The following is a 23,362-nucleotide window of genomic DNA, read 5'->3' on the forward strand; positions in this document are numbered from 1 at the left end:
AGCAGCTGGCGTCGACGAACGCACGCAGAAATTCTATCGCACAGAAGATGGCGATCGTGCAGGGGCGGGCAAGAAAATTGGCTGGAAGTGCCAGCGAGGCACGGATCCTCACTCAGGGCCTTTCCGGTATCCTAGGCCCTGATTGACAATGAAGTCGAAAGAGTCGCTTCCCCGCAAATCGCTCCATCTCCTGCGCCAGCAAAAGATCTGCGTTTCTGACGGTAAAAGCGACGGTAAAGACCCATGTCGATCACAGCCAAGTCCTTTAACCATGCGGGTTCAGGCGCTTGTTGATGATGGAGTGGGAATGATCCCGCGACGGGCACAGCCAGACACCTGAATGGCTCCGATGCCACTGCTCAATGGCCTGCTCAGGCGTTTTGCTGTACAGCGCGGACTGCGGCAGCTGGCGGTTGTACAAGTCCGCATGGTGCATCAGCGTCGCCCCTGGTCTTGGACGCTGTTGAAGCGGTGACTCTTCAGAACATCGGCAGTGCGCCCGTTGAAGCGCTCGAGCGTGCCGTTGGCCCTGGGCATTCCGGTTTGGTGAGGCGATGCTCGATTGCCAGTTGCTCGCACAGCCCGTCGGGCTCGTGGGTCACTGGGCCGCGACGCTTTCCAGTGCATAGCGTCTCGGTGGTAGCCCGACGTGACGGGTGAACGCGACGCTGAAGGTGTTTACCGAGCTGTAGCCGATGCGCTGCGCGACTTCGCCAATGCTGCACTCACCGCGCTTCAGCAGGTTCCTGGCCAACGCCATGCGCCAGGCCAACTGGTACTTCATCGGGGTCGTCCCCATGACGCGGCTGAATCGCTCGAAGAACGCCGAGCGCGAGAGTGCTGCCTCTTTCGCCAGCTGATCTACCGTCCATGACTGGGCTGGTGTCTCGTGCATCCGCCGTATGGCGACCGCGAGACGTTCGTCGGCAAGTCCCCGAAGGAGGCCTGATGATGCAGTGGCCCCTGCCGCAGAGCGAAGAGCCTCGACGAAGAGTACTTCCAGCAAGCGTGCCAGGACGACATCGCGAGCGGGCCGACGTGCGTTGCATTCTTCTCCCACCAGTTGCACAAGGGTTGCAAGCCGTTTCTCGCCCCGGACAAGGACGAGCTTGGGAAGAAGCGACACCAGCAAGGCCGAGTCCGGCGCGCCGAAGACGCAGTAGCCGACAAGATAGCGGACCTCGGGCGGCCCGTTCGGGACGCCCAGCCTGAATTCGCCATTGGGCAATGCGACGGGCAAGGCGTCAATTTGTTCCGGCGGCGGTTCAAGGCTCGACATCGAGAACCCGTGCGCCGAAGGGATCAGAATGAAATCGCCCTCTTGAAGGACGATCGGCTCGTGTCCGCTGGCCAGCAGACGGCACGCACCCTGGAGAATCACGCAGTAGAAGGTCCGGCCGGGCTCCGTGCGACGAACGCGCCAGGCGCCGGCGCCACTGACGACCTTGGAGAATGGAGCGCTGGGCTGAAGCATCGTGACCACTTCGGCGAGCGGATCAATCACGAATGGACTCCAAGAATAAAAATCCGGACTATCCGTTGTATCCAGTCCGGCCGTACCAGTCTATCGTTCATGAACCGTAATCACTCGCTTGAACTTTCATGAAAACCATCCTGATCACCGGATGCTCGTCTGGCTTCGGACTTGAAACCGCCAGGTACTTTCTTCATCGCGGCTGGAGAGTTGTCGCCACGATGCGTACACCACGCGAAGATCTGCTTCCTCGCTTCGGGCATTTGCGCGTGCTTGCTCTCGACGTCACCGACCAGGAGAGTATTCGCCAGGCCGTGGAAGCCGCCGGGCCGGTCGATGTTCTGGTCAACAACGCGGGGATCGGCGCGCTGAATGCTCTTGAAGGCACGCCGATGGACACGGTGCGTGAGATCTTCGAGACGAACGCGCTAGGCACGATTGCGATGACCCAGGCATTGCTGCCTCAGTTCAGGCAACGCAAGGCAGGCGTCATCGTCAACGTTACATCGGCCGTGACGTTGAAATCGCTGCCCTTGCTTTCCGTGTACACCGCCAGCAAGGCGGCGGTCAACGCATTCACCGAGTCGCTCGCGCTGGAACTTCAGCAGTTCAACGTGCGTGTGAGCCTGGTGCTGCCGGGACGAGCGCCACAGACCCGCTTCGGTGAAAACTCCCGCTCCAGGATGAGGTCCATCCCCGACGCCTATTCCGAATTGGCGCAGAACGTTTTTGCGGAATGGACGCAGTCGTCTGAGCCCCTCACCCAGGCGTCGGACGTGGTGGAGACTGTGTGGCGCGCGGCGAACGACCCATCGTGCCCGATCCGTCTACCTGCTGGCGCGGATGCAGTGGCCTTGGCCGCTCTGGGCCCGGGATTGACCCTTGGCCAGGCGGCGCCCGACGAGACGGCTCTTGAAGTTTGAGTCGCGGCACATAAAGGCGCGAGGATTCGCCGGGCATGGCGTTGCATCACTTTCGATGCTTCGTGGCCGCGGCCGAAGCACTCCACTTTGCGCGGGCGGCTGATGGCCGGCATGGTGATCGCCGCGGCGCTCGCCTCGTCGTCACCGGACGCGACTGCTTGCGCTGTCCGCAGGCGCTGATGGATGATGGGCCGCTGCCCCGCGAAGCCACCGTCGATCGCGCCCCATGGCGCGCGGCCTCAGAGTCATTTCATGTTGCCGATCTCGCGGTCGGACTCTGTTCCTTCAAGCATCAGCGTGGTTTCATGGACGCGGGCGAAGCGTCCGTCCGCGTCCAGCTCGGCGAACAGATAAACCTCTTGCAGCAGCTCGGCGCCGTCGCGCTTGGTGATGTGCACGCGGTGGCGATCGGCGTAGCGCCTGCCGTCGCGCAGTTCGTCCAGTACCTCGATGCGCGCCACAGCCACCACCTCGCGCAGTTTGCGGGCATGCAGGGCGAAGGCCCGGCGGTCGTCCCATTGCCCGTTCGTACGCTGGCGGTAGGCCGGGCTGAAATGCCGATCCAGAACCTCGTCCAGCGGCAGCGTCCCCTGGTTGAGCAGATCGTCCAGCACCCGGTGGATGGAGGGTGTTTGCATGGTGTTCCTTCCTGAAGTTTCACCGTACTTTAGGCAGGCGGCAGAGGCTGGAGTACGGTATAAAAGACATTGCATACCTCGTTTGCGCCATTCATGTCCCTCCCGCTGCTTTCCCCCGACCTGGCATCGGCTGCGAACGGGCCGCCGGTGCTCGGCGTGGTGGCGCGCAGCGGCGAAGTGCGCGCCACGCCCCGGCATCGCCATGCACGCGGGCAGTTGTTCGGTGCCACGCAGGGACTGCTCTCGGTCGATGCGGGCAACAGCCGCTGGGTCGTACCCGCCACCCATGCGGTCTGGATTCCGCCCGGAGTGGCGCATGGCTTGAAGTCGCATGGCCCGTTCTCGGGCTGGAGCCTGTACGTCGCTACATCGGCCTGCGGCCCCCTGCCGGGTGAGCCCTGCGTGCTGAGCGTATCCGGGCTGCTGCGCGAAGCGCTTGCGCGGGCCGTGTCGTGGCCGCAGGGGGCGGCGCTCGACGCCGCGCAGTTGCGCCTGGCGGCGGTTATCCTGGACGAGATCGGCACCCGGCCCCGCGCGGAACTGGGCTTGTCCATGCCGCGGGACGCGCGCCTGCTCAGGATCGCGCAGGCGCTGTCGGAGCACCCCGACGATGGCCGCAGTCTGGACCATTGGGCGCGCTGGGCGGGCATTGCGCCGCGCACGCTGAGCCGTCGCTTCGTCGCCGAGACCGGTTTCAGCTTCAGCGGATGGCGCCAGCGGGTGCGCCTGCTGCGCGCGCTGCAATGGCTGGCAGCGGGCAGATCGGTCACCGCGACCGCGCTTGATCTGGGCTACGACAACGTGAGTGCCTTCATCGCCCTGTTCCGCCGGGTCTTCGGGGTCACGCCGGCGCGGTATGCGCACGCCCTGTCTGCACAGATGTGAGCGGGCCGGAAGCAAGCAAGGGACCAGCTGCGAAGGGACTTGCGCGGCTGGTGCAGGGTACAAGCAGCGATTTCGCCCAAGGCGCGGCGGCGGCAGGACGAGTTCCTGAGCCGCCAGCGACGTGAGGGCCGCGACCGCCCTGCGAGCGAAGCGAGGGCTTGCCGCTTTCCTCGCTGGGCTTGTTGGATCGAGGGGTCGCCAAGCGCTCAGTGCGCCGGGTCCTCCCGTTCGTGCGGCACCCAGACCAGCGCCGAGGTATCGACGCCCAGCGCCTGCGCCCGCGCCACGATGGCTTCGCGCTGCGCAGCAGGCAGCCGCGTCTCGCGCGCCAAAATCCAGCAGTAGCTGGTATCCGGGCCCAGCACCAGGGCCCAGCGGTAATCGGGATCCAGAGCGACGACGTGGTAGCCGCCATAGAAGGGGCCGAAGAACGACACCTTGAGCGAACCCGTGGCGGGCCCGTCGGTGAACACGGCCTTGCCTACCGACTGGCGCCAGCGGCCGGCCGCTGGTGAATAGCCGCGGTTGACCACGCGCACGCTGCCGTCCGGCTGCACTGCGTAACGGGCCGTGACGTCGGTCAGGCCGCGCTCGAAGAGGTGGTCCAGGCGGGCCAGCTCATACCAGCGGCCGGCGTAGCGCTGCACGTCCAACGGAGTGACTGCCGTGACGCCAGGCGGCGGGCGCGTGCTGGCGCAGCCGGCCAGCAGCACTGCACCTCCCGCCAGCAGCAGCGCCAGCAGAGCCAGGCGCCGCGGCTGGGCGAAGATGGGGCGCGGCACGGAAGCGGGCGCGTGTTGAAATGCTTGGGTTGGCATCGGCATGGCAAATTCTCCGTTGGTTCAATGGGCTTGGCGCCACTGCGCTGCCAGGCGCGGCAAGCCCGGCACCTGCCGCATGGCGCCGACACGGGCAAGCGGACTCTGGTACAGGGCGGAGCATGCTCAAGCAGTCTGCCTGAATTGATCGCTCGGGCAAAGTCGCGGTGGCGCAATACATTGCGCCAAATCCGCCGCGCCGTCCTGTTCCGCCATTGCGCAGGTTTTTGCCCGCATGGTCGCCGCGATGGGTCGGCCCTGGGTCGCCTTGCCCGAGCGGAGGGGGCAGGGCGAACAGGCCTTCGTGGGCTCGGAGTTCTCTTTTTGTCTGTGCCGCTGGCAGCCGTGGGCGCAGCGATGCATGCTCTGCAGCCTGTACGCTCGGAGCCACCCCCAAATGAATGCCTCCTCCCGTCGCGCTGAACCCCAGCCGCCCGCCACGGCAGGCAGCGCCCTGGTCTGGCTGCGCCGCGATTTGCGCTGCGCTGACCATGCCGCCCTGTACCACGCGCTGCGCCGCTTTGAGCGGGTGTATTGCGCCTTCGTGTTCGACACCGACATCCTGGACGCGCTGCCCGGTCACGGGAATCGGCGCGAAGACCGCCGTGTCGAGTTCATCCACGCCAGCGTGCTGGAGCTGCACGAAGGTTTGCAGCGACTGGCCGCGCAAAGCGGCGCGCCCGGCGGAGGGCTGATCGTGCGCCATGGTCCGGCGCGGGAGTGCATCGTGCGGCTGGCGCAAGCGCTGGGCGTGCAGGAGGTTTTGGCCAACCGCGACTACGAGCCCCAGGCCATCGCCCGCGATCAGCACGTGGCCCAGGCCCTGCACATCCTGGGCATCGCATTCAGCGACTACAAGGACCAGGTGCTGCTCGACCGGGACGAGGTGCTGACCCGGCAGGGCCGGCCCTACAGCGTGTTCACGCCCTACCAACGTGCGTGGCTGGAGCGGCTGGACGCCTTCCAGCTCAGGCCCTATCCCGTCGATCGCCATGCCCGGCACCTGGCGCCGCCGCCTGCGGGCGAGCGCCTGCCCGCGCTGTCGGACCTGGGTTTTGCCGCTACCAACCTGCGCCAGCTGCCCCTGCCCACGGGCATGGGCGGGGCGCAGAAGCTGCTGCAAGATTTCGTGCCGCGCATGGCGGCGTACCAGCGGGCGCGCGACTACCCCGGGCGCAGGGGCGTGTCTTATTTGTCGGTGCACCTGCGCTTTGGCACCGTGTCGGTGCGCCAGCTCGCCGCCTTGGCCGCGCAGCAGGCCAGCCAGGGCTGTGCGGGCGCGCAGACCTGGCTGTCGGAGCTGGCCTGGCGCGACTTCTACTTCATGATCCTGTGGCACTGCCCGCGGGTGCTCACGCAGTCCTTCAAACCCGAGTACGACCGCGTGCAGTGGGACGAAGCGCCCGCACTGTGGCAGGCCTGGTGCGAGGCGCGCACCGGCTACCCGCTGGTCGATGCCGCCATGCGCCAGCTGCTGCACACCGGCTACATGCACAACCGCCTGCGCATGGTGGTGGCGAGTTTCCTGACCAAGGATCTGGGCATCGACTGGCGCCGGGGTGAGCGCTTTTTTGCCCGGCACCTGAACGACTACGACCTGGCGGCCAACAACGGCGGCTGGCAGTGGGCGGCGTCTACCGGCTGCGACGCGCAGCCTTACTTCCGCATCTTCAACCCGATCACGCAGTCGCAGCGCTTCGACCCCGACGGCACCTTCATCCGCCGCTACCTGCCCGAGCTGGCGCGCGTGCCGGACGCGCACATCCACTTTCCCGCCGCGATGAAGCCCGCGGCCCTCGCGGCCTGCGGGCTGCGCCTGGGTGTGGACTACCCGCTGCCCGTCGTCGACCATGCCCGTGCCAGGGCGCGCACCTTGATGCGGTTCTCGCTGCTGGCCGGCGGCACGGGCGCACCCGCGTCGGCTGCGCGGACCGCGTAGAACGCGCCAGCGGCAGCCCCGCCAGCAACGCCGGCCCCCTTGGCCGGGCCAGCGCGCTGCCTGGGCGCGCCTGCCCAAACGGCGCTGGCCTAAACTGCAAACCGCTTTGGGAGAACGACGGATGGACCATGCTTTCTGGCTGCAGCGCTGGCGCGAAGGGCGCATCGGCTTTCATCAAGCGCGGGTGTCGCCGCTGCTGCAGGCGCATTGGCCGGCGCTGGGCCTGGCTTCGGGAGCGCGGGTGTTCGTGCCGCTGGCGGGCAAGTCGCTGGACATGCTCTGGCTCGCGGACCAGGGCCTGCGCGTGCTGGGCGTGGAGCTGTCCGAGCTGGCGGTCAAGCAGTTCTTTTGCGAGCACGGCCTCACGCCGCAGGTCACGCACACGCGCTACGGCAGCCACCACGTGGCCGGGCCGATCGAGCTGATCTGCGGCGACGCCTTTGCGCTCGATGCACAGGCGCTGGCAGACTGCAGCGGCCTGTACGACCGCGCGGCGCTGGTCGCGCTGCCGCCCGAACTGCGCGCGCCCTATGTGGACGAGCTGATGGCGCGCCTGCCCAGCGGCTGCCGCGGGCTGCTGGTGACGCTGCAATACCCTCAGGACGAGATGCAGGGCCCGCCATTTTCCGTGCCCGAAGCCGAGGTGATGCAGCGTTATGCGCCCCGCTGGGAGCTGCGCCGCCTGGAGCAGCGCGACCTGCTGGCCCAGGACCCCGATTTTGCCGCGCGCGGGCTCAGCGCCATGGCAACATCGGTGTATCGACTGCAAAGACATTGAAAAGGCGCAAGCAGATGAGGAGAAATCCGCAAAGACTGGCGTGGACGGCAAGCATGGCGGCGCTGCTGCTCGCGGGCTGCGCGGCCACCGACAGCCGGCTGCCTCAGGTGCAGCAGAGCATTGCCCCCGACGGCGCGAAGACCGTGGCGGTGGCACCGCGCAGCCTGCTGTGCGAGCAGGCATACTGCCCGACGCTGTCGGCGCACTGGAGCAGCCAGCGCGCCGGCGTGGTGGTGCTGGTGATAGGGCTGCCCTTCCAGACGGCCAAGGTCAGCAGCGCCGACTTTCATTTCGGCCGCAGCCAGGTGGTGCGCCTGCGCGTGGCTTCGGACGAGGCCGCGCCCGATCTGGGCTATCCGGCCACGGCTTTTGACGTACCGATCTCGCTGATCGACGCGCTGGCCTACAAGCCCGACGGCTGGGTACGCGTGGCCACCGACGCCGGCACGGCGGTGCAGGAGAGCGTGAGCACCGGCGAGGCGCAAAGCGACGCGGTCGATGGCATGCGCGCCTTTCTGCACGCGGTGGACACCGCCACCGGCACTCCGCCGCAGGCCAGGCGCGGCGGCGCGGGATTGTTCGACCTGCTGCGCTGAGGCCCCCCTCAGGGCCCGGGGAGCGCGCTCAGAAGCGCTTGACCAGCACCTGGCTCTTGCGGTCCCAGTTGTACTTGCGCTTGCGTGCCTCGGGCAGCCAGTCGGGGTCCACCGGTACGAAGCCGCGCTTGAGAAACCAGTGCATGGTGCGCGTGGTCAGCACGAAGATGCTGGCCAGGCCCATGTCGCGCGCGCGCTGCTCTATGCGCTTGAGCAGCTTTTCGCCGTCGCCCGTACCCTGGCTGTCGCTGGAGACGGTGAGCGCGGCCATCTCCGCGGTCTTTTCGTCCGGGTAGGGGTAGAGCGCGGCGCAGCCGAAGATCACGCCGTCGTGCTCGATGACGAGGTAGCTGGAGATGTCGCGCTCGATCTCGGTACGGTTGCGCTTGACCAGCGTGCCGTCGCGCTCGAAGGGCTCGATCAGGCGGATGATGCCGCCCACGTCGTCGATGGTGGCCTCGCGCAGTTCTTCGAGCTTCTCGTCGATGACCATGGTGCCTATGCCGTCGTGCACGTAGATTTCCAGCAGCAGCGAGCCGTCGACGGCAAACGGCAGGATGTGGCTGCGCTCCACGCCGTGCTCGCAGGCCTGCACGCAGCGCTCCAGGTAGAACGCGGGGTCGGCCGGGCTGGTGGGCTCGGGCAGCTCCTGCAGCAGCCGGCGCGCGCGCGCCAGGGTGATCTCGGTGTCGATCGGGTTGGCCTCGCCCGCGTCCTGCAGCGGGTGCTCGCGCACGCCGGGAATTTCGGTCAGAAAGAGCAGCTTGTCGGCCTGCAGCTCGCTGGCCACGCGCGTGGCCACTTCTTCCATGCTCAGGTTGAAGGCCTCGCCCGTGGGCGAAAAGCCGAAGGGTGAAATCAGCACCAGCGCCTGCGATTCGAGCGCGCGCTGTATGCCCTCCACATCCACCTTGCGCACCTTGCCGGTGTGCTGGAAATCCACGCCGTCGACGATGCCGAGCGGCTGCGCGGTGAGGAAGTTGCCCGAGATCACGCGCACGCGCGCGTCGGCCATCGGGGTGTTGGGCAGGCCCTGGCTGAAGGCCGCCTCGATCTCGTAGCGCAGCTGGCCCGCGGCTTCCTGGGCGCAGTCCAGCGCGATCGGGTCGGTCACGCGCACGCCGCGGTGGTGGCGCGGGGTGTGGCCCTTCAGGCGCAGCTGCTCGCTCACCTGCGGGCGAAAGCCGTGCACCAGCACGATCTTCACGCTCATGGCCTGGATCAGCGCCAGGTCCTGCACGATGTTCTGCAGCTTGCCCGCGGCCACCGCCTCGCCGGTCAGCCCGACGACGAAGGTCTGGTGGCGAAACTTGTGGATGTAGGGCGCAACCGAGCGGAACCAGGGGACGAAGGTGAAATTGAAGACGGTGGACATTGCGTGCGCGGTGGTTGGAAAACGCCGGCAAGCCGGCCGCCAGGGGCGGGCTGCAGTGTAGCGGCTGGCATGCGCGGCCCGGGCCGAATCCGGCCGTGCCGGGCCGTGCGAAGCCGCGCGCTAGTACGCGAGGAACCAGTCGTAACCGAGGGCGCCGCCAAACCACCAGTTGAACTTGCGCGGCGGGCTCAGGCGCCATTCGGGCAGCGCGGGCGCGCTGCGGTGCCAGTAGTCGAGGGTGTAGCGGCAGGTCTGCAGCAACTGCTCTGCCACCTGCTGCACCGAGGCGGCGCCGTCCTGGCCGAGCTGGCGCTGCGCCCAGGCCGCGCGCGCCGTCATCGCGCCGACGTCGCAGGCGTGCTCCATGTCGCCCCAGCCGCGCTGCCCATCTTCGTAGTGTTCGCCGATTCCGGTCATGTACCAGGTCATCTTCAGACCAGCGAGTTCGCGGTGTTCTATGCCGCCGTCGTACAGCGCATGGTCGCGCACGTAGTTGCCCATGCCGGCAATCCAGCGCAGCGCCTCGGGGTCTTCGGAGACCAGGTAGTACTCCATCATCGCGTCCGACAGCAGCGCGCCCATCCAGGGCGAGCACATCAGGCGGTTGTCGCCATCGTCGCCTTCGTGCTGGCGCACGGTATGCAGCGGGCACTGGGCGGCGTTGCGCGACATGCGCACCGTCAGCGCGGCCAGCGCCCGGGCGCGCGCCCCCTGCACGGGGTCGCCCGCAAGCGCGTAGGCGGCGAGCGCCGCACGCAGCGCGTAGGCCTGGTGGCGTTCGGTCCAGAAGTTCTGCGTCGACGCATAGCTGTCGCGCCACTGGGCGATGCCGGCCTGGCCTATGCGCCGTATCGGCGCTGCCAAAGCCGCGTCGCCGGTCAGCCACAAATCGGTCAGGAGCGAGGCGCCATAGCTGTACTTGAGATCGTCTTCGCCCTTGAGCGTGAAGATGCCGCCGGCGTCGATGCGGCTTGCATACCACTGCGCGGCGCGGTGGGCGTGGCGCAGCCAGCGCAGCTCTCCGGTGCGGACGTACAGGCCGAACAGCGTCATCGCGCGGTCGAACAGCCAGGGTTCGGCGTCACGGGCATAGGCAATCTGCGCCGACGCCGGCACGCCGGGCGCCAGCCGGTTGACCGCGGTATCGCCATAGCCCTGCATGGCCGCGTCCCACCAGGCGAGCGCCGGGTTCTGCCCCGCGGGCAGCGCCGGCCCGCGCAGCAGCGCCCGGCCCAGCCACGCAGGGGGCAGCGTCGCATAGACTGCGGGTTCGCGGATGTCGTCCGCGGCCGGGTATTCGTTTGGATCAGGCCCGTCGGCAATGCGGGCCCACAGCGCGGCCGGTGCCGGCAGCGGCCCGGCCAGGGTGCGTGTGCGCGGCGCGCCCCAGTGCACCTGGATGGTGGCCGGGGCGCCGTCCGCAAAGCGGTATTCGAGGTAGACCAGCGCCGCGCGTATCGAGCCATCGCCCGCTGCCGTGCCCAGGCTGCGCCAGGGCGCGAGCACCTGCACCGCGGAGGCGATCTCGCCACCCTGGCCGTCGGTCACGCGGATCTGCGCAGGGTCGCTCACGAAGCCGCGTGGAAACGGCAGCCCGAAGGCGAGCAGCACGCTGCTGCCCGCACGCACCGTGGCGCCAGGGTGCAGCCTGACGTCCACGGCGCCCCGCGCCACGGGCGGCACGAACAGCTCGGCGCCGGGAGGGATGGGGGAGGGCTCCGGGGTCGGTATCGGGGTCGGGCCTGGCGCCGGCGGCTCTCCCGAAGAGCCTCCGCCGCAGCCGCTGACGAGCGCCACGGCCAGCATGAGCGCCAGCCACAGGTGTTGGTGCATCTTGTCCTCCCTCCTTGCAGTGGTGCGCCCGGGCGCAGCGCTGGCGCGAGGCGGGCCGCGGCATCGTAGGCAAGGGCTGCGCGCCGGCGGGCGTCAAGGTGTTACAGCGTTGCATTCACGCCCCGGAACGCGCGCGCCGGCGGCTGGTGGCGCCGCGCCGGCGATGAAGAGCGCGGCGCCCCGGGCGGGGCCGCGCATGGCTTGGGATAATCGGGCGCTTCATGGCGCCAGACATCCGCTTCCCCGAATCCCTTCCCGTCTCTGCCCGCCGCGAGGACATCATGGAGGCGATGCGCGCCCACCAGGTGGTCATCGTCTGCGGCGAAACCGGCTCCGGCAAAACCACCCAGCTGCCCAAGATGGCTCTCGCCCTGGGGCGCGGCGCGATGAACGCCCGCCCGGGCGAGCGGCCCCGGCTGATCGGGCACACGCAGCCCAGGCGCATCGCGGCCAGCAGCGTGGCCAAGCGCATCGCGCAGGAGCTGAACACGCCGCTGGGCGAGGTGGTGGGCTACAAGGTACGCTTTTCCGACACGCTGCAAAAGGGCGCCTCGGTCAAGCTGATGACCGACGGCATCCTGCTGGCCGAGACGCAGGGCGACCCGCTGCTCCAAGCGTACGACACCCTGATCATCGACGAGGCGCACGAGCGCAGCCTGAACATCGATTTTCTGCTCGGCTACCTCAGGCAGATCCTGCCGCGCCGCCCCGATCTGAAGGTGGTGGTCACTTCGGCCACCATCGATGCCGAGCGGTTTGCCCGGCACTTCGCCGACGCCCGGGGGGTGCCGGCACCGGTCATCATGGTCTCCGGGCGCACCTGGCCGGTGGAGTTGCGCTGGCGCCCCTGGGAAGAGAAAAAAGACTACGACCTGAGCGACGCGATCGCCGACGCGGTCGATGAGCTTTGGGCAGGCGGCGGGCAGGGCGGCGACATTCTGGTCTTCCTGCCCGGCGAGCGTGAAATCCGCGAGGCGGCCGACCACCTGAAAAAGCATTTGCAGCACCTGCCGGCGCTGCGCAGCGCCGAGGTGCTGCCGCTCTTTTCGCGCCTGTCGCAGGCCGAGCAGGACCGCATCTTCGAGCACCACGGCGGGCGGCGCATCGTGCTGGCGACCAACGTGGCCGAAACCTCGCTCACCGTGCCGGGCATCAAATACGTGATTGACGCAGGTACGGCGCGCGTCAAGCGCTATTCCTTCAGGAGCAAGGTGGAGCAGCTGCTGGTCGAGCCCATCAGCCAGGCCGCGGCCAACCAGCGCGCGGGGCGCTGCGGGCGCGTGGCCAACGGCATCTGCATCCGCCTGTACGACGAGGCGGACTTCAACCAGCGCGAGCGCTTTACCGACCCGGAGATCCTGCGCTCGTCGCTGGCCGGCGTGATCCTGCGCATGAAGTCGCTCGGGCTGGGCGACGTGGTCAATTTCCCCTTCCTCGAAGCGCCCTCCGGCCGGGCGATTGCCGACGGCTACCAGCTCTTGCAGGAGCTGGGCGCGGTGGACGAGCAGGGCGCGCTGCAGCCCATGGGGCGCGAGCTCGCCCGCCTGCCGCTGGACCCCCGCGTGGGCCGCATGATCGTGGAGGCGCGCGGCCGGGGCGCGCTGGCCGAGGTGCTGGTGATAGCCGCCGCGCTGTCGGTGCAGGACGTGCGCGACCGCCCGCTGGAGGCCCAGGCGCAGGCGGACCAGGCGCATGCCAAGTTCGACGACGACAAGAGCGAGTTCAGCGGCTACGTGCGGCTGTGGAACTGGCTGCACGATGCGCGCGGAGGCAAGGTGGTGGCGCAGTCGCGCCGGGAGATGGCGGCCGCGGGGCAGGTGGCGGCGGCGAATGCGCGCAGCCAGGCGTTCCTGCCGGTGGGAAAGCGGGGACGGCCCCCATCGCGACCTTCCCCCGGAGGGGGAAGGAGTGCAGACCAGAGCAGCGGAAGCTCGCCCCCTCCCCCTCTGGGGGAGGGCAGGGGTGGGGGCCAGCGCCCCCCGGACAAGCAATCTTCCCCGGGGGGCGCCCAAACCATCTCCCCGCCAGGCGACACCCACAAGCTGAGCAACCGCCAATGGGAGCAGCTGCTGCGCCAGAACTACCTGAACGTGCGCCGCGTGCGCGAATGGCGCGACATCCACAGCCAGCTGCTCACCGTGGTGCGCGAGCAGCGCTGGCCGCTGAACACGCAGGCGGCGGGCTATGAGTCGGTGCACCTGTCCATGCTGGCGGGGCTGCTGGGCAACATCGGCTTCAAGGCGGAAGACGCGGACGCCTGGCTGGGCGCGCACGGCATCAAGTTTCATCCGCACCCTGGCGCGCACCTGTCCAAAAGGCCCGGGCGCTGGATCGTTGCGGCCGAGCAGGTGCAGACCTCGCGCCTGTACGGGCGCGGCATCGCGGCCATCGAGCCGCAGTGGCTGGAGGAGGTGGGCGCGCACCTCTTGAAGAAGCAGCTGCTGGAGCCGCACTGGAGCAAGAAGCAGGAGGACGTGATCGCGCTGGAGCGCGCCACGCTCTACGGCCTGGTGGTCTACAGCCACCGGGCCGTGAGCTATGGCCGCGTGGACCCGCGCGAGGCGCGCCAGCTCTTCATCCGCCGCGCGCTGGTGGAGGGCGAGTGGGAGAGCGACTGGCCGTTTCTGGCCGCCAACCGCAAGGCGGTGCACAAGGTGCAGGAGCTCGAGCACAAGAGCCGCCGCCAGGACGTGCTGGTGGACGACGAGCTGATCTACGCCTTCTACGACCAGGCCATTCCCGAAGGGGTGTACAGCGGCGCCACCTTCGACAAATGGTTCCGCCAGGCGGTCAAGGCTGCGCCGCAGCTGCTGCGCATCACGCGCGAAGAGCTCATGCGCCATGAAGCTGCGGGCGTGACCAGCGAGCGCTTTCCCAGGCTGGTGCGCCTGGGCGGCGTGGACTGCGCCGCAAGCTATCTGCACGCGCCCGGCGACGCGCGCGACGGCGTGACGCTGACGCTGCCGCTGTTCGCCCTGAACCAGGCGAGCGAAGACGACGCGCAGTGGCTGGTGCCCGGCATGCTCAAGGACAAGATCCAGGCGCTGCTCAAGAGCCTGCCGCAGCGCCCGCGCAGCCGCTTCGTGCCGCTGGCGGAAAACGCCCGGCGCCTGGCCGAGCTCCTGCTCGCGCGCGGCGGACGCGAACAGGGCGGCTTGCTGGACGTGCTGCTCAAGCAGGCGCGCGAGGAAACCGGGCTGGACATCAAGATGGCGGACTTCAAGCTGGACATGCTCAGCCCGCACCTGTTCATGAACTTTCGCGTGGTGGACGAGCACGGCCGCCAGCTCGGCCAGGGGCGGCAACTGGCCACGCTCAAGGCGCAGTGGGGCGGCCAGGCGCGCGGCGCCTTCCAGGCGCTTGCTTCATTGAAGATAGCTGGTAGCGCACAGCCAGAGCCAGTTTCATATATAAAACCGTCTGAAAACCTTGCCAGACAAGCGCCAGCAGCTCCTGAAAAAGAGATCGCCCCCGTCCAGCCCGCCGATGCGCTCTACACCGCATGGACCTTTGGCGAGCTGCCCGAGCTGCTGGAGATCCGGCGCGCCGGCCAGAGCCTGGTGGGCTTTCCGGCCCTGATCGACCGCGGCGAGGGCGTGGGCATCGAGGTCTTCGACGAGCCCGAGGTGGCCGCCGCGCGCCACCGCGTGGGCCTACGGCGCCTGGTGGCGCTGCAGATCAGGGACGCGCTCAAGTACCTGGCCAAAAACATCCCCGACCTGCAGCGCATGGCCGTGGCCTACATGCCGCTGGGCACCCAGGACGAATTGCAGCGGCAGATCATCGACGTGGCGCTGGAGCGCGCCTTCCTGCAGCCGCCGCTGCCGGCGAACGCGCAGGACTTTGCCCGGCGCATCCAGGAAGGGCGCGCGCGCCTGACCCTGATCGCCAACGAAGTGGCGCGCCTGTGCGCGGCCGTCCTGCAGGAATACGCACTGGCCCAGCGCAAGATCAAGGAAACGCGCAACGCCCCGCTGGCCACGCAGGACACCGGCCGCCAGCTGCAGATCCTGATGGGCAAGAACTTCCTGCTGGAAACCCCGTGGACGCAGCTGCAGCACTACCCGCGCTACCTCAAGGCCATCGTGCTGCGCCTGGACAAGCTGCGCGCCGACCCCGCGCGCGACGAAGCCAGGACGCGCGAGCTGCAGCCGCTGGAGCAGCGCTACTGGCGCCTGTTGGCCGAGCGCAAGGGCCAGGAAGACGCGCGCATGCAGGAATACCGCTGGATGCTGCAGGAGCTGCGCGTGGGCTTTTTCGCCCAGGAACTGCGCACCCCTTACCCCGCGAGCAGCAAGCGCCTGGACAAGATCTGGGCCCAGCTGCAGTTCTGAAGCAGCGGCGCCGGCCGGCCCGTGGCTGCCTTGGCTGGCCCCTTGCCGCGCTGCGCCCCGGCCCGCGCCTGCCGTGCCTCAGGCCAGCGCCAGGCGGTTGAGCTCGGCGCAGACGTCGGCCAGCCGGCCCGAAGCCATGAGCCGGCAGGAGCCATCGTCCGCATGCCGCACCACCAGGCGCAGCGGACGGTGGTGGGCCATGGGGCCCGTGGCGGCCAGCGGCGCGCCGGCGGGTTTGCGCGCAGCGGGCCGCAGCACGATCACGTTGTCGCGCGCCGCAGCGGCAAAAAAGGGGAGCGACGCCTGAGTGGGTTGAACAAGCTGCATGTGAGACTCCATCGGGTTTGAACACAGGCAGGATTGCCATGGAAAAAGCACGCCCCAGGGTTGGCCATGGGCGGCGCCTCGTGCGCCGCGCCCGGCCAGACGCCCGCCACCTGCGGCCGTGCCGGCCATGCCCTACATCAGCATGGTGTTGCGTATCAGGCCCACCGCCAGGCCTTCGATTTCGAACGGCTCGCCCGGATGCACGCGAATGACCGGGTAGTCGGGGTTTTCCGGCAGCAGCTCGATCTGGCCGCCGCTGCGGCGCAGGCGTTTGACGGTGACCTCGTCGCCCAGGCGCGCGACGACGATCTGGCCGCTGCGCGCCTCGTGCGTGGCCTGCACCGCCAGCAGATCGCCGTCCATGATGCCGGCGTCGCGCATGGACATGCCGCGCACCTTGAGCAGGTAGTCCGGCTTGTGCGCGAACAGCGAGCCTTCGATGGTGTAGCTCTGGTCGACGTGCTCCTGCGCGAGAATCGGCGAACCCGCGGCCACGCGGCCGATGAGCGGCAGCGTGAGCTGGGCCAGCCCCGCCATCGGCAGACCGAGCTGCACGCCGCGCTCGGCGTGGATCTGGCGCAGCGCGCTGGCGCGCAGCCGGATGCCGCGCGAGGTGCCGCTGAGCAGTTCGATCACGCCCTTGCGGGCGAGCGCCTTGAGGTGCTCTTCCGCGGCATTGGCCGACTTGAAGCCCAGTTGCTGCGCGATCTCGGCGCGCGTGGGCGGCGCGCCGGTCTGGGCGATGGCGCGCTCCACCAGCTCGAGGATCTGCTGCTGGCGGCCGGTGAGTTTGGGCTGGTCGGTCATGAAATGCTCCGGATTGGCTACAGGTCAGTGACTGTGTATCGATACAGTAGCTGTATTTTTCGACAGTTTTGAGAAAGTTGCAAGCACCATGGACAAAAAGATCGTGATCCTCGGCACGGGCGGCACCATCGCCGGCACCGGCGCGGCCGGCGGCCATGCTTACGTGGCCGCGCAACTGGGCGTAGAGGCGCTGGTGCAGGCGGTGCCGGGCCTGCAACAGGCCGCGGGCATGGCGCTGCAAGCCGAGCAGCTGGCGCAGCTCGACAGCAAGGACATGGACCACGCCACCTGGGTGCGCCTGGCGCGGCGCTGCGCAGCCCTGCTGGCCGACGACCAGGTGGCCGGCATCGTCGTCACCCATGGCACGGACACGCTGGAAGAGAGCGCCTGGCTGCTGCACGAGCTGCTGCCCGCGGACAAGCCCGTCGTGCTGACCTGCGCGATGCGCCCGGCCACTGCGCTGCTGGCAGACGGGCCGCAGAACCTGCTGGACGCGGTGCTGCTGGCCGCGCACCCGCAGGCGCGCGGCGTGCTGGTGTGCGCACTGGGCACGGTCCACGGCGCGCGGGAGGTGAGCAAGCTGCATCCGCAGCGGCTCGATGCCTTCGCCTCGCTGGACAGCGGCCCGCTGGGCTGGGTGGAGGCCGGGCAGCTGCGCTGGGCGCACGGGGTGCCGCCGGCGGCCGGCACGCCGCGCCACGGCGCCTTGCTGCAGGCCCGCGCCTTCGGCCAGACGCCCTGGCCCCGCGTGGAGATCGCCCTCAGCCATGCGGGCTGCGACGGCGCGCTGCTCGACTGGATGGTGGCGGGCGGGGTGCGCGGCATCGTCGTCGCCGCGACCGGCAATGGCACGCTGCACCAGGCGCTGCGGCCGGCGCTCCTGCGCGCGGTGGATGCCGGGGTGCGGGTGCGCATCGCCGCGCGCTGCCCGCTCGGGCGCATGGCGGCGACCGCGGGTCAGCCCTGGCGCGATGCCGAGGGCCTGAGCCCGGTCAAGGCGCGCATCAGCCTGATGCTGGAGTTGATGGAGGAAGCCTGAACGCGCGGACGGCGCGCCGGCCCTTCGTCAGTGGCTCAGCGCCTCGAGCGCGCGCGCGGTGATCTCGTCCACGCTGCCCAGACCGTTGATGGCACGGTACCTGGGCGCGTTGGCCGGGTCGGCGCTGGCCCAGTCGCGGTAGTAGTCCACCAGCGGGCGCGTCTGGTCGCTGTAGACCTGCAGGCGCTTCTGGACGGTTTCTTCGCGGTCGTCGTCGCGCTGCACCAGCGGCTCGCCGGTCAGGTCGTCCTTGCCGGGGACCTTGGGCGGGTTGAACTTCACGTGGTAGGTGCGCCCGGACGCCGGGTGGCTGCGCCGCCCGCTCATGCGCTCGATGATGGCCTCGAAGGGCACGTCGATCTCCAGCACGTAGTCCAGCTTGACGCCCGCCGCCTTCATCGCGTCGGCCTGCGGGATGGTGCGCGGAAAGCCGTCGAAGAGAAAGCCCTGGGCGCAATCGGGCTCGGCGATGCGCTCCTTGACCAGGCCGATGATGATGTCGTCGCTCACGAGCTGGCCCGCGTCCATGACCGCCTTGGCCTGCAGCCCCAGCGGCGTGCCTGCCTTGACGGCGGCGCGCAGCATGTCGCCGGTGGAAATCTGCGGGATGCCGAATTGCTTGCAGATGAAGGCAGCCTGCGTGCCTTTTCCAGCGCCGGGAGCGCCAAGCAGGATCAATTTCATGGGGACTCTCTCTCGTCAGTTTTGAAATCGGGCCGCACGCGCCAGGCCGTGCGTGAACAGCGTTTGAGAATAGCACGCGTGCGCTGGCGCCCCGCTTACAGGGCGCCCTCTCAGGCAGGTGTGCCGCCGGCGGCAAACAGGGTGCGCACGCGCTCCAGGTCCTGCGGCGTATCCACACCCGCGCCGGGGGCCGTGGTGGTCACGTGCACCGCGATCGCATGGCCGTGCCAGAGCGCGCGCAGCTGCTCCAGCTGCTCGAGCTGCTCGGTGGGCGCGGGCGCCAGGCGTGCAAAGGTCTGCACGAAGCCCGCGCGGTAGCTGTAGATGCCGATGTGGTGCAGCGGCGCCAGCCCGGCGGCGGCCGCACCCTGCCACCAGGCGCCGCCCGGCTGCGCGCCGCGTGCATGCGGGATGGGCGCGCGGCTGAAGTAGCTGGCGCGGCCCCGGGCATCGAGCACCACCTTGACCACGTTGGGGTTGGCAAAGTCGGCGGCGCTGGCGATCGGATGTGCGGCCGTGCCCATGGGGCAGTGCGTGTGGCGGTGCATCAGGGCCGCGACGGCATCGATCAGGCCGGGCGCCATCAGCGGCTCGTCGCCCTGCACGTTCACCACCACCGCATCCTCGGGCAGGCCCAGCAGCGCGCAGGCTTCGGCCAGACGGTCGCTGCCGCTGGCGTGGTCGGCGCGCGTGGGCAGCGCCTGCACGCCGTGGGCCTGGCAGGCGTCGATGATCTCGGGCGCGTCGGCCGCCACCCAGACCTGCGCGGCGGCGCTTTGCAGCGCGCGCTCGGCCACGCGCACCACCATGGGCTTGCCGGCGATGTCGGCCAGGGGCTTGCGCGGCAGGCGGCTGGAGGCCAGCCGCGCGGGGATGACGACGGTGAAGGCCGCCGCGCTCACTGCTTTTTTTCCAGCTCGTCGTCGCTGAGCGTGCGCGCTTCGGTCTCGAGCAGGACGGGGATGCCGTCGCGCACCGGGTAGGCCAGGCGCGCGCTGTGCGATATGAGCTCCCGACGCTCGCGGTCGTAGGTCAGCGGCCCCTTGGTCACGGGGCACACCAGCAGTTCAAGCAGTTTCGGGTCCATGGCTTCCTCCGGCTTGCGGCGATGATAGTGGGGCCAGGCGCGCGTCCAGCCAGTCGAGGAAACGCGGCTCCAGCTCGACCTGCAGGGGCACCGCCCAGGCCTCGGGGTGCAGGTGCCAGAGCTTGACCGCGTCTTTTTCGGTACAAATCAGCTCCAAACCCTTGCGTGGCGGGCGCTGCCAGCTATCGAAAGCAAAGTGGTCGGGCAGGCTCTCGACGCTTGCGAGGGTGAGGCCACGCTCGCGCAGCATGGCAAAGAAGGCCTCGGGCGCGGCCACTGCCGCCAGCGCATGCAGGGGCTGGCCGCGCAGGCTGGACAAGGGCCGCTGCTCGCCCACGGCATTGACCGCGCAGGGGGCCAGCGCGCGCCGCAGCGTGAATACCGGGGCGCTGCCGGCCGGCGCGGGGGGAGCGCCGTGGCACAGCAGCGCATCCACCGGCCGCGGCCAGGGTTCGCGTAGCGGGCCGGCGGGCAGCAGCCAGCCATTGCCCACGCCGCTCTCGCTGAAGATGCACAGGTCCAGCGTGCGCGCCAGCGCCAGGTGCTGCAGGCCGTCGTCGCAGACCAGGATGTCGCAGTCCGGGTGCGCGGCCAGCAGCGCGCGCCCCGCATCGGCGCGCCGCGCGGCCACGAAGACCGGCACGGCGGTGCGCCGCGCCAGCAGCAGCGGCTCATCGCCGACGTCGGCGGGCGCGCTGGCGGGCAGTACCTCGCGGCAGTCGCGCGTGCGCCGCCCATGGCCGCGCGAGACGATGCCCGGGCGCCAGCCCCTGGCCTGCAGGTGGCGCACCAGCGCAATCACCACCGGCGTCTTGCCCGCGCCGCCCGCCACCACGTTGCCCACCACGATGACCGGCACGCCGAGCGTGCTGCGCCGCAGCCAGCCGCGCCCATAAAGGGCGCGGCGCAGCGCCACCAGCGCGCGGTACGGCAGGGACAGCGGCCAGAGCAGCCGCGCCAGCGCGCCCTTGTGCTGCCAGGCGCGGCGCAGACACTGGCGCACGCGCTCAGCGCCCTTGCGCCGCGGACGACTGGGTGGCGAAGGTCACCTGCGCCAGGCCCACGCGGCGAGCCGCTTCCATCACGGTGATGACCGCCTGGTGCGGCGCCATGGCGTCGGCGCTGATGATCAGCACGCTGTCGCCGCCGGCGGGCGCGGCGGCCTGCAGCGCCTGCGCCAGCTCGCCCACGCCGCGGCCCTCCAGAGGGCTCTTGTTCACCGCGTAGCGTCCGTCGGCGGCCACCGCCACCGTCAGCTCGCGCGGGCGCTCGCGCATCTGCTGGGTGTCGGCCACCGGCAGGGTCAGCTGCAGCTCGGTGAAACGGCTGTAGGTGGTGGTGAGTATCAGGAAGATCAGGATCACCAGCAGCACGTCGATGAAGGGAATCAGGTCGATGCGCGGTTCCTCGCGCGCGCTGCCAGCCCGGAAATTCATTGCCGGCTCCGCTTACAGCTGGCGCTTGCCAATCTGGCCGAGGTGGCGCACGAACTGCTCGGCCGCCAGCTCCAGCTGCAGGGTGTAGGCGTCCACGCGGCTGCGGAAGTACTTCCAGAAGAACAGCGCCGGAATCGCGATGATCAGGCCGAAGGCCGTGTTGTACAGCGCCATGGAAATACCGTGCGCCAACTGCGCCGGGTTGCCGCCGCCGGCCACGTGCCCGACGGCGCCGCTCCCTGCCTGCGCGCCGAAGATCTCGATCATCCCGACCACCGTGCCCAGCAGGCCCAGCAGCGGCGCGGCCGAGGCGATGGTGCCCAGCGCGTTGAGGTATTTTTCCAGCCGGTGCACCACCGAACGGCCCTGGTCCTGCATGGCAGCGCGCAGCTCTCCTTCGGAGCTGCGCGGGTCGCCCGCCAGCCGGCGGATGCCGCTGGCCAGCACCTCGCCGAGCGCGCTGTTCTGTTCCAGCTGCTTGACCACGTCGGGCGCGGGCAGGCTGCGGCTGGTGACGGCAATGGCTTCATCCAGCAGCCGAGGTGGCGCCACGCGCCTGGTCTGCAGCGAAATGAAGCGCTCGATGATGAGCGCCAGGGCCACGATGGAGCAGGCGATGAGCGGCCAGATCGGCCAACCCGAGGCTTGTATGATCGTCAGCAATGCTCACTCCGCGCGTTTGGATGTCAGCCGGCGATTATGACGCAGGCCCCTTGGCCGTCCGGCGCGCGCACCGCAGCGCCGCCAGCACCCGGCGGTCATCCACCGTTGCTGTGGATAACTTTGTGGGCAAATACCGGAACAAGGGCCGCAAGCGCGCATCGGCAGGCGCTTTGACCACATTGCACAAAAAATGTGCAATGAAAAAACCTTTGGAATCAACCACTTGCATGAATGTCCATGGCCCCGGTGCTACAACTTGCGAATTGGCGCGCCGGCCGCGCCTGACGGCGCCGCTGTGGATGGTTTGCGCCCGCGGACCGCGCGCAAAGCCTTGTCCCGCTTATGTTTGAGCCTTCCGAGCAAGCTGCGGCGCCGCTGATCTGGGAAGTTGGCGCGCTGTGCCGCGCGGTGGCGCAGGCCTTGCAGGCGCGCTTCAACCCGGTGCTGGTGCGCGGCGAACTCGCGGGCTTTTCGCGCGCGGCCAGCGGGCATTGCTATTTCACGCTCAAGGACGCCAGCGGCCAGCTGCGCTGCGCCATGTTTCGCCGCGCCGCGAGCCAGCTCGACTTCGTGCCGCGCGATGGCCAGCTGGTGCAGGCCCAGGCGAGCCTGAACGTCTACGAGGGACGCGGCGACCTGCAGCTCGTCGTGCAGCAGCTGCAGCCGGTGGGGCAGGGCGCGCTGTTCGAGCAGTTCCTGCGCCTGAAGGCCAGGCTGCAGTCCCAGGGCCTGTTCGATGCGGCGCGCAAACGGGCGCTGGTGCGCATGCCGCGCGCCATAGGCCTGGTGACCTCGCCCGGCGCAGCGGCGCTGCACGACGTGGCCAGCACCCTGGCACGGCGCGCGCCGCATCTGCCGGTGGTGTTCGCGCCGGCCCAGGTGCAGGGCGAGGGGGCGGCGGCCAGCCTGTGCACGGCACTATCGAATTTGTATCTACTGGCGCAGGCCAGCCAAGGGAAAGCGGCCGAAAACACCAGCAACTGCCCACCGCTTGACGCGATCTTGCTGGTGCGCGGCGGGGGCTCCATGGAAGATCTCTGGGCCTTCAACGACGAACAGCTCGCGCACACCATCGTGCAAAGCCCGGTGCCGCTGGTCTGCGGCGTCGGCCACGAGACCGATTTCACGATCGCCGACTTCTGCGCCGATCTGCGCGCGCCCACGCCCACCGCCGCGGCAGAGCTGGTGGCGCCGGTGCGCAGCGAAGAGCTGGCGGCGCTGGCGCTGGCCGAGGAGCGGCTGCGCGGCGCCGTGCTGGGCCGGCTGGACGGCCAGCACCAGCGCCTGGACGGGGCGGTCGCGCGGCTCGGGCGCCCCTCGGGCTTCGTCGCGGCGGCGGGCCTGCAGCTGGGCCAGTGGAGCCAGCAGCTGCGCCATGCGCTGCAGCTCAGGCTCGGGCTCTCGGCGCAGGCCCTGCAAGGGCGCGAGCAGGACTTTGCCCGCAGCCTGCGGCGCCACCTGCAGTCGCGGCAGGAGGGCCTGCAAGGGCTGCAAACGCGCCTCACCCTGCTGGACCCGCAACTGGTGCTGGCGCGCGGCTATGCGCTGCTGAGCGACGAGCACGGCCAGGTGGTGGTGCGCGCCAGCCAGGTGCGCACCGGCCAGGCGCTGCACGCCGCGCTGGCCGAGGGCGCGCTGGAACTCACGGTGCAGCCGCCGCGCCTGTTCTGAGCGCGGCGCCCCCGGCCCGGGCGCGCACCGGCGCAAACGGGTGCAAGTTCCTACA

The 23,362-nt window shown here is 69.4% G+C and carries 21 protein-coding genes and 1 pseudogene; 8 read left to right on the forward strand and 14 right to left on the reverse strand.

Annotated elements, in window-relative coordinates; all coding sequences use genetic code 11:
- Positions 1-265: 265 nt before the first annotated feature.
- Positions 266-638, reverse strand: a pseudogene (locus FOZ74_RS16440) (integrase core domain-containing protein); the annotation flags it as partial.
- Positions 599-1,504, reverse strand: a complete 906-nt coding sequence (locus tag FOZ74_RS15730; protein ID WP_146913973.1) for an AraC family transcriptional regulator — start codon at positions 1,502-1,504, stop codon at positions 599-601. The pseudogene FOZ74_RS16440 and the gene FOZ74_RS15730, both read right to left, overlap by 40 nt.
- Before the next feature lie 98 nt (positions 1,505-1,602).
- On the opposite strand from FOZ74_RS15730, the gene FOZ74_RS15735 reads away from it, so the two are divergent.
- Positions 1,603-2,397, forward strand: coding sequence for an SDR family oxidoreductase (locus FOZ74_RS15735; protein ID WP_146913974.1), 795 nt, complete (start codon positions 1,603-1,605; stop codon positions 2,395-2,397).
- Between the two features lie 245 nt (positions 2,398-2,642).
- Here FOZ74_RS15735 and FOZ74_RS15740 read toward each other — a convergent pair whose 3' ends face one another.
- Positions 2,643-3,035, reverse strand: a complete 393-nt coding sequence (locus tag FOZ74_RS15740; protein WP_146913975.1) for a nuclear transport factor 2 family protein — start codon at positions 3,033-3,035, stop codon at positions 2,643-2,645.
- Between the two features lie 93 nt (positions 3,036-3,128).
- On the opposite strand from FOZ74_RS15740, the gene FOZ74_RS15745 reads away from it, so the two are divergent.
- On the forward strand, positions 3,129-3,920 hold the full coding sequence (locus FOZ74_RS15745; RefSeq protein WP_146913976.1) for an AraC family transcriptional regulator: 792 nt from the start codon (positions 3,129-3,131) through the stop codon (positions 3,918-3,920).
- Positions 3,921-4,126: 206 nt separating this feature from the next.
- Here FOZ74_RS15745 and FOZ74_RS15750 read toward each other — a convergent pair whose 3' ends face one another.
- Entirely contained in the window at positions 4,127-4,738 is a 612-nt protein-coding gene (locus tag FOZ74_RS15750) for a lipocalin family protein (RefSeq protein WP_146914239.1), read from the reverse strand.
- Positions 4,739-5,135: 397 nt separating this feature from the next.
- Here FOZ74_RS15750 and FOZ74_RS15755 point away from each other — a divergent pair, with 397 nt between their 5' ends.
- From FOZ74_RS15755 to FOZ74_RS15765, 3 genes are all read left to right on the forward strand, one after another.
- On the forward strand, positions 5,136-6,677 hold the full coding sequence (locus FOZ74_RS15755) for a cryptochrome/photolyase family protein (protein ID WP_146913977.1): 1,542 nt from the start codon (positions 5,136-5,138) through the stop codon (positions 6,675-6,677).
- Positions 6,678-6,798: 121 nt separating this feature from the next.
- Complete coding sequence (locus tag FOZ74_RS15760) at positions 6,799-7,455, forward strand: thiopurine S-methyltransferase (RefSeq protein WP_146913978.1); 657 nt, start codon at positions 6,799-6,801, stop codon at positions 7,453-7,455.
- Between the two features lie 53 nt (positions 7,456-7,508).
- A complete protein-coding gene (locus FOZ74_RS15765; RefSeq protein WP_146913979.1) occupies positions 7,509-8,051 on the forward strand; it encodes a hypothetical protein in 543 nt (180 codons plus the stop codon).
- Between the two features lie 28 nt (positions 8,052-8,079).
- Here the strand turns inward: FOZ74_RS15765 and argA are convergent, their stop codons facing one another.
- Positions 8,080-9,426, reverse strand: a complete 1,347-nt coding sequence (argA, locus tag FOZ74_RS15770; protein WP_146913980.1) for an amino-acid N-acetyltransferase — start codon at positions 9,424-9,426, stop codon at positions 8,080-8,082.
- A 120-nt stretch (positions 9,427-9,546) separates the two neighbouring features.
- Positions 9,547-11,259 (reverse strand): hypothetical protein, encoded by a 1,713-nt coding sequence (locus FOZ74_RS15775; protein ID WP_146913981.1) that lies wholly within the window; start codon positions 11,257-11,259, stop codon positions 9,547-9,549.
- 221 nt (positions 11,260-11,480) lie between these two features.
- On the opposite strand from FOZ74_RS15775, the gene hrpA reads away from it, so the two are divergent.
- The gene (gene hrpA / locus FOZ74_RS15780; protein WP_146913982.1) at positions 11,481-15,593 is read left to right on the forward strand and encodes an ATP-dependent RNA helicase HrpA; all 4,113 of its coding nucleotides are present in this window, start codon (positions 11,481-11,483) and stop codon (positions 15,591-15,593) included.
- Positions 15,594-15,671: 78 nt separating this feature from the next.
- Here hrpA and FOZ74_RS15785 read toward each other — a convergent pair whose 3' ends face one another.
- Together FOZ74_RS15785 and lexA are read right to left on the reverse strand one after the other, a co-directional pair.
- A complete protein-coding gene (locus FOZ74_RS15785; RefSeq protein WP_146913983.1) occupies positions 15,672-15,920 on the reverse strand; it encodes a hypothetical protein in 249 nt (82 codons plus the stop codon).
- Between the two features lie 132 nt (positions 15,921-16,052).
- Positions 16,053-16,727: a transcriptional repressor LexA gene (gene lexA / locus FOZ74_RS15790; RefSeq protein WP_146913984.1), complete on the reverse strand. Its 675-nt coding sequence runs from the start codon at positions 16,725-16,727 to the stop codon at positions 16,053-16,055.
- 88 nt (positions 16,728-16,815) lie between these two features.
- Here lexA and FOZ74_RS15795 point away from each other — a divergent pair, with 88 nt between their 5' ends.
- A complete protein-coding gene (locus FOZ74_RS15795) occupies positions 16,816-17,766 on the forward strand; it encodes an asparaginase (RefSeq protein WP_146913985.1) in 951 nt (316 codons plus the stop codon).
- 27 nt (positions 17,767-17,793) lie between these two features.
- Here FOZ74_RS15795 and adk read toward each other — a convergent pair whose 3' ends face one another.
- From adk to FOZ74_RS15825, 6 genes are all read right to left on the reverse strand, one after another.
- Positions 17,794-18,450, reverse strand: coding sequence for an adenylate kinase (adk, locus tag FOZ74_RS15800; protein WP_146913986.1), 657 nt, complete (start codon positions 18,448-18,450; stop codon positions 17,794-17,796).
- 110 nt (positions 18,451-18,560) lie between these two features.
- On the reverse strand, positions 18,561-19,352 hold the full coding sequence (kdsB, locus tag FOZ74_RS15805) for a 3-deoxy-manno-octulosonate cytidylyltransferase (RefSeq protein ID WP_146913987.1): 792 nt from the start codon (positions 19,350-19,352) through the stop codon (positions 18,561-18,563).
- Complete coding sequence (locus tag FOZ74_RS15810; RefSeq protein WP_146913988.1) at positions 19,349-19,537, reverse strand: Trm112 family protein; 189 nt, start codon at positions 19,535-19,537, stop codon at positions 19,349-19,351. Before FOZ74_RS15810 ends, kdsB begins: the two co-directional genes overlap by 4 nt.
- The gene (gene lpxK / locus FOZ74_RS15815; protein WP_146913989.1) at positions 19,518-20,540 is read right to left on the reverse strand and encodes a tetraacyldisaccharide 4'-kinase; all 1,023 of its coding nucleotides are present in this window, start codon (positions 20,538-20,540) and stop codon (positions 19,518-19,520) included. Before lpxK ends, FOZ74_RS15810 begins: the two co-directional genes overlap by 20 nt.
- A gap of 4 nt (positions 20,541-20,544) precedes the next feature.
- A complete protein-coding gene (locus FOZ74_RS15820) occupies positions 20,545-20,973 on the reverse strand; it encodes an ExbD/TolR family protein (RefSeq protein WP_146913990.1) in 429 nt (142 codons plus the stop codon).
- Between the two features lie 12 nt (positions 20,974-20,985).
- Positions 20,986-21,636, reverse strand: a complete 651-nt coding sequence (locus FOZ74_RS15825) for a MotA/TolQ/ExbB proton channel family protein (protein WP_146913991.1) — start codon at positions 21,634-21,636, stop codon at positions 20,986-20,988.
- A gap of 342 nt (positions 21,637-21,978) precedes the next feature.
- On the opposite strand from FOZ74_RS15825, the gene xseA reads away from it, so the two are divergent.
- On the forward strand, positions 21,979-23,307 hold the full coding sequence (gene xseA / locus FOZ74_RS15830) for an exodeoxyribonuclease VII large subunit (protein WP_146913992.1): 1,329 nt from the start codon (positions 21,979-21,981) through the stop codon (positions 23,305-23,307).
- Positions 23,308-23,362 lie beyond the last annotated feature (55 nt).

This window comes from Comamonas flocculans, assembly GCF_007954405.1.
GTDB lineage: Bacteria > Pseudomonadota > Gammaproteobacteria > Burkholderiales > Burkholderiaceae_C > Comamonas_C > Comamonas_C flocculans.

Coding starts and splice junctions, on each gene's coding strand:
- FOZ74_RS15740 (WP_146913975.1), bottom strand. CDS start 3,035: ATGCAAACACCCTCCATCCACCGGGTGCTGGACGATCTGCTCAACCAG.
- lexA (WP_146913984.1), bottom strand. CDS start 16,727: ATGACCGACCAGCCCAAACTCACCGGCCGCCAGCAGCAGATCCTCGAG.
- hrpA (WP_146913982.1), top strand. CDS start 11,481: ATGGCGCCAGACATCCGCTTCCCCGAATCCCTTCCCGTCTCTGCCCGC.
- FOZ74_RS15755 (WP_146913977.1), top strand. CDS start 5,136: ATGAATGCCTCCTCCCGTCGCGCTGAACCCCAGCCGCCCGCCACGGCA.
- FOZ74_RS15775 (WP_146913981.1), bottom strand. CDS start 11,259: ATGCACCAACACCTGTGGCTGGCGCTCATGCTGGCCGTGGCGCTCGTC.
- FOZ74_RS15760 (WP_146913978.1), top strand. CDS start 6,799: ATGGACCATGCTTTCTGGCTGCAGCGCTGGCGCGAAGGGCGCATCGGC.
- FOZ74_RS15820 (WP_146913990.1), bottom strand. CDS start 20,973: ATGAATTTCCGGGCTGGCAGCGCGCGCGAGGAACCGCGCATCGACCTG.
- xseA (WP_146913992.1), top strand. CDS start 21,979: ATGTTTGAGCCTTCCGAGCAAGCTGCGGCGCCGCTGATCTGGGAAGTT.
- FOZ74_RS15745 (WP_146913976.1), top strand. CDS start 3,129: ATGTCCCTCCCGCTGCTTTCCCCCGACCTGGCATCGGCTGCGAACGGG.
- FOZ74_RS15810 (WP_146913988.1), bottom strand. CDS start 19,537: ATGGACCCGAAACTGCTTGAACTGCTGGTGTGCCCCGTGACCAAGGGG.
- adk (WP_146913986.1), bottom strand. CDS start 18,450: ATGAAATTGATCCTGCTTGGCGCTCCCGGCGCTGGAAAAGGCACGCAG.
- FOZ74_RS15765 (WP_146913979.1), top strand. CDS start 7,509: ATGGCGGCGCTGCTGCTCGCGGGCTGCGCGGCCACCGACAGCCGGCTG.
- FOZ74_RS15785 (WP_146913983.1), bottom strand. CDS start 15,920: ATGCAGCTTGTTCAACCCACTCAGGCGTCGCTCCCCTTTTTTGCCGCT.
- FOZ74_RS15795 (WP_146913985.1), top strand. CDS start 16,816: ATGGACAAAAAGATCGTGATCCTCGGCACGGGCGGCACCATCGCCGGC.
- FOZ74_RS15750 (WP_146914239.1), bottom strand. CDS start 4,738: ATGCCAACCCAAGCATTTCAACACGCGCCCGCTTCCGTGCCGCGCCCC.
- argA (WP_146913980.1), bottom strand. CDS start 9,426: ATGTCCACCGTCTTCAATTTCACCTTCGTCCCCTGGTTCCGCTCGGTT.
- FOZ74_RS15735 (WP_146913974.1), top strand. CDS start 1,603: ATGAAAACCATCCTGATCACCGGATGCTCGTCTGGCTTCGGACTTGAA.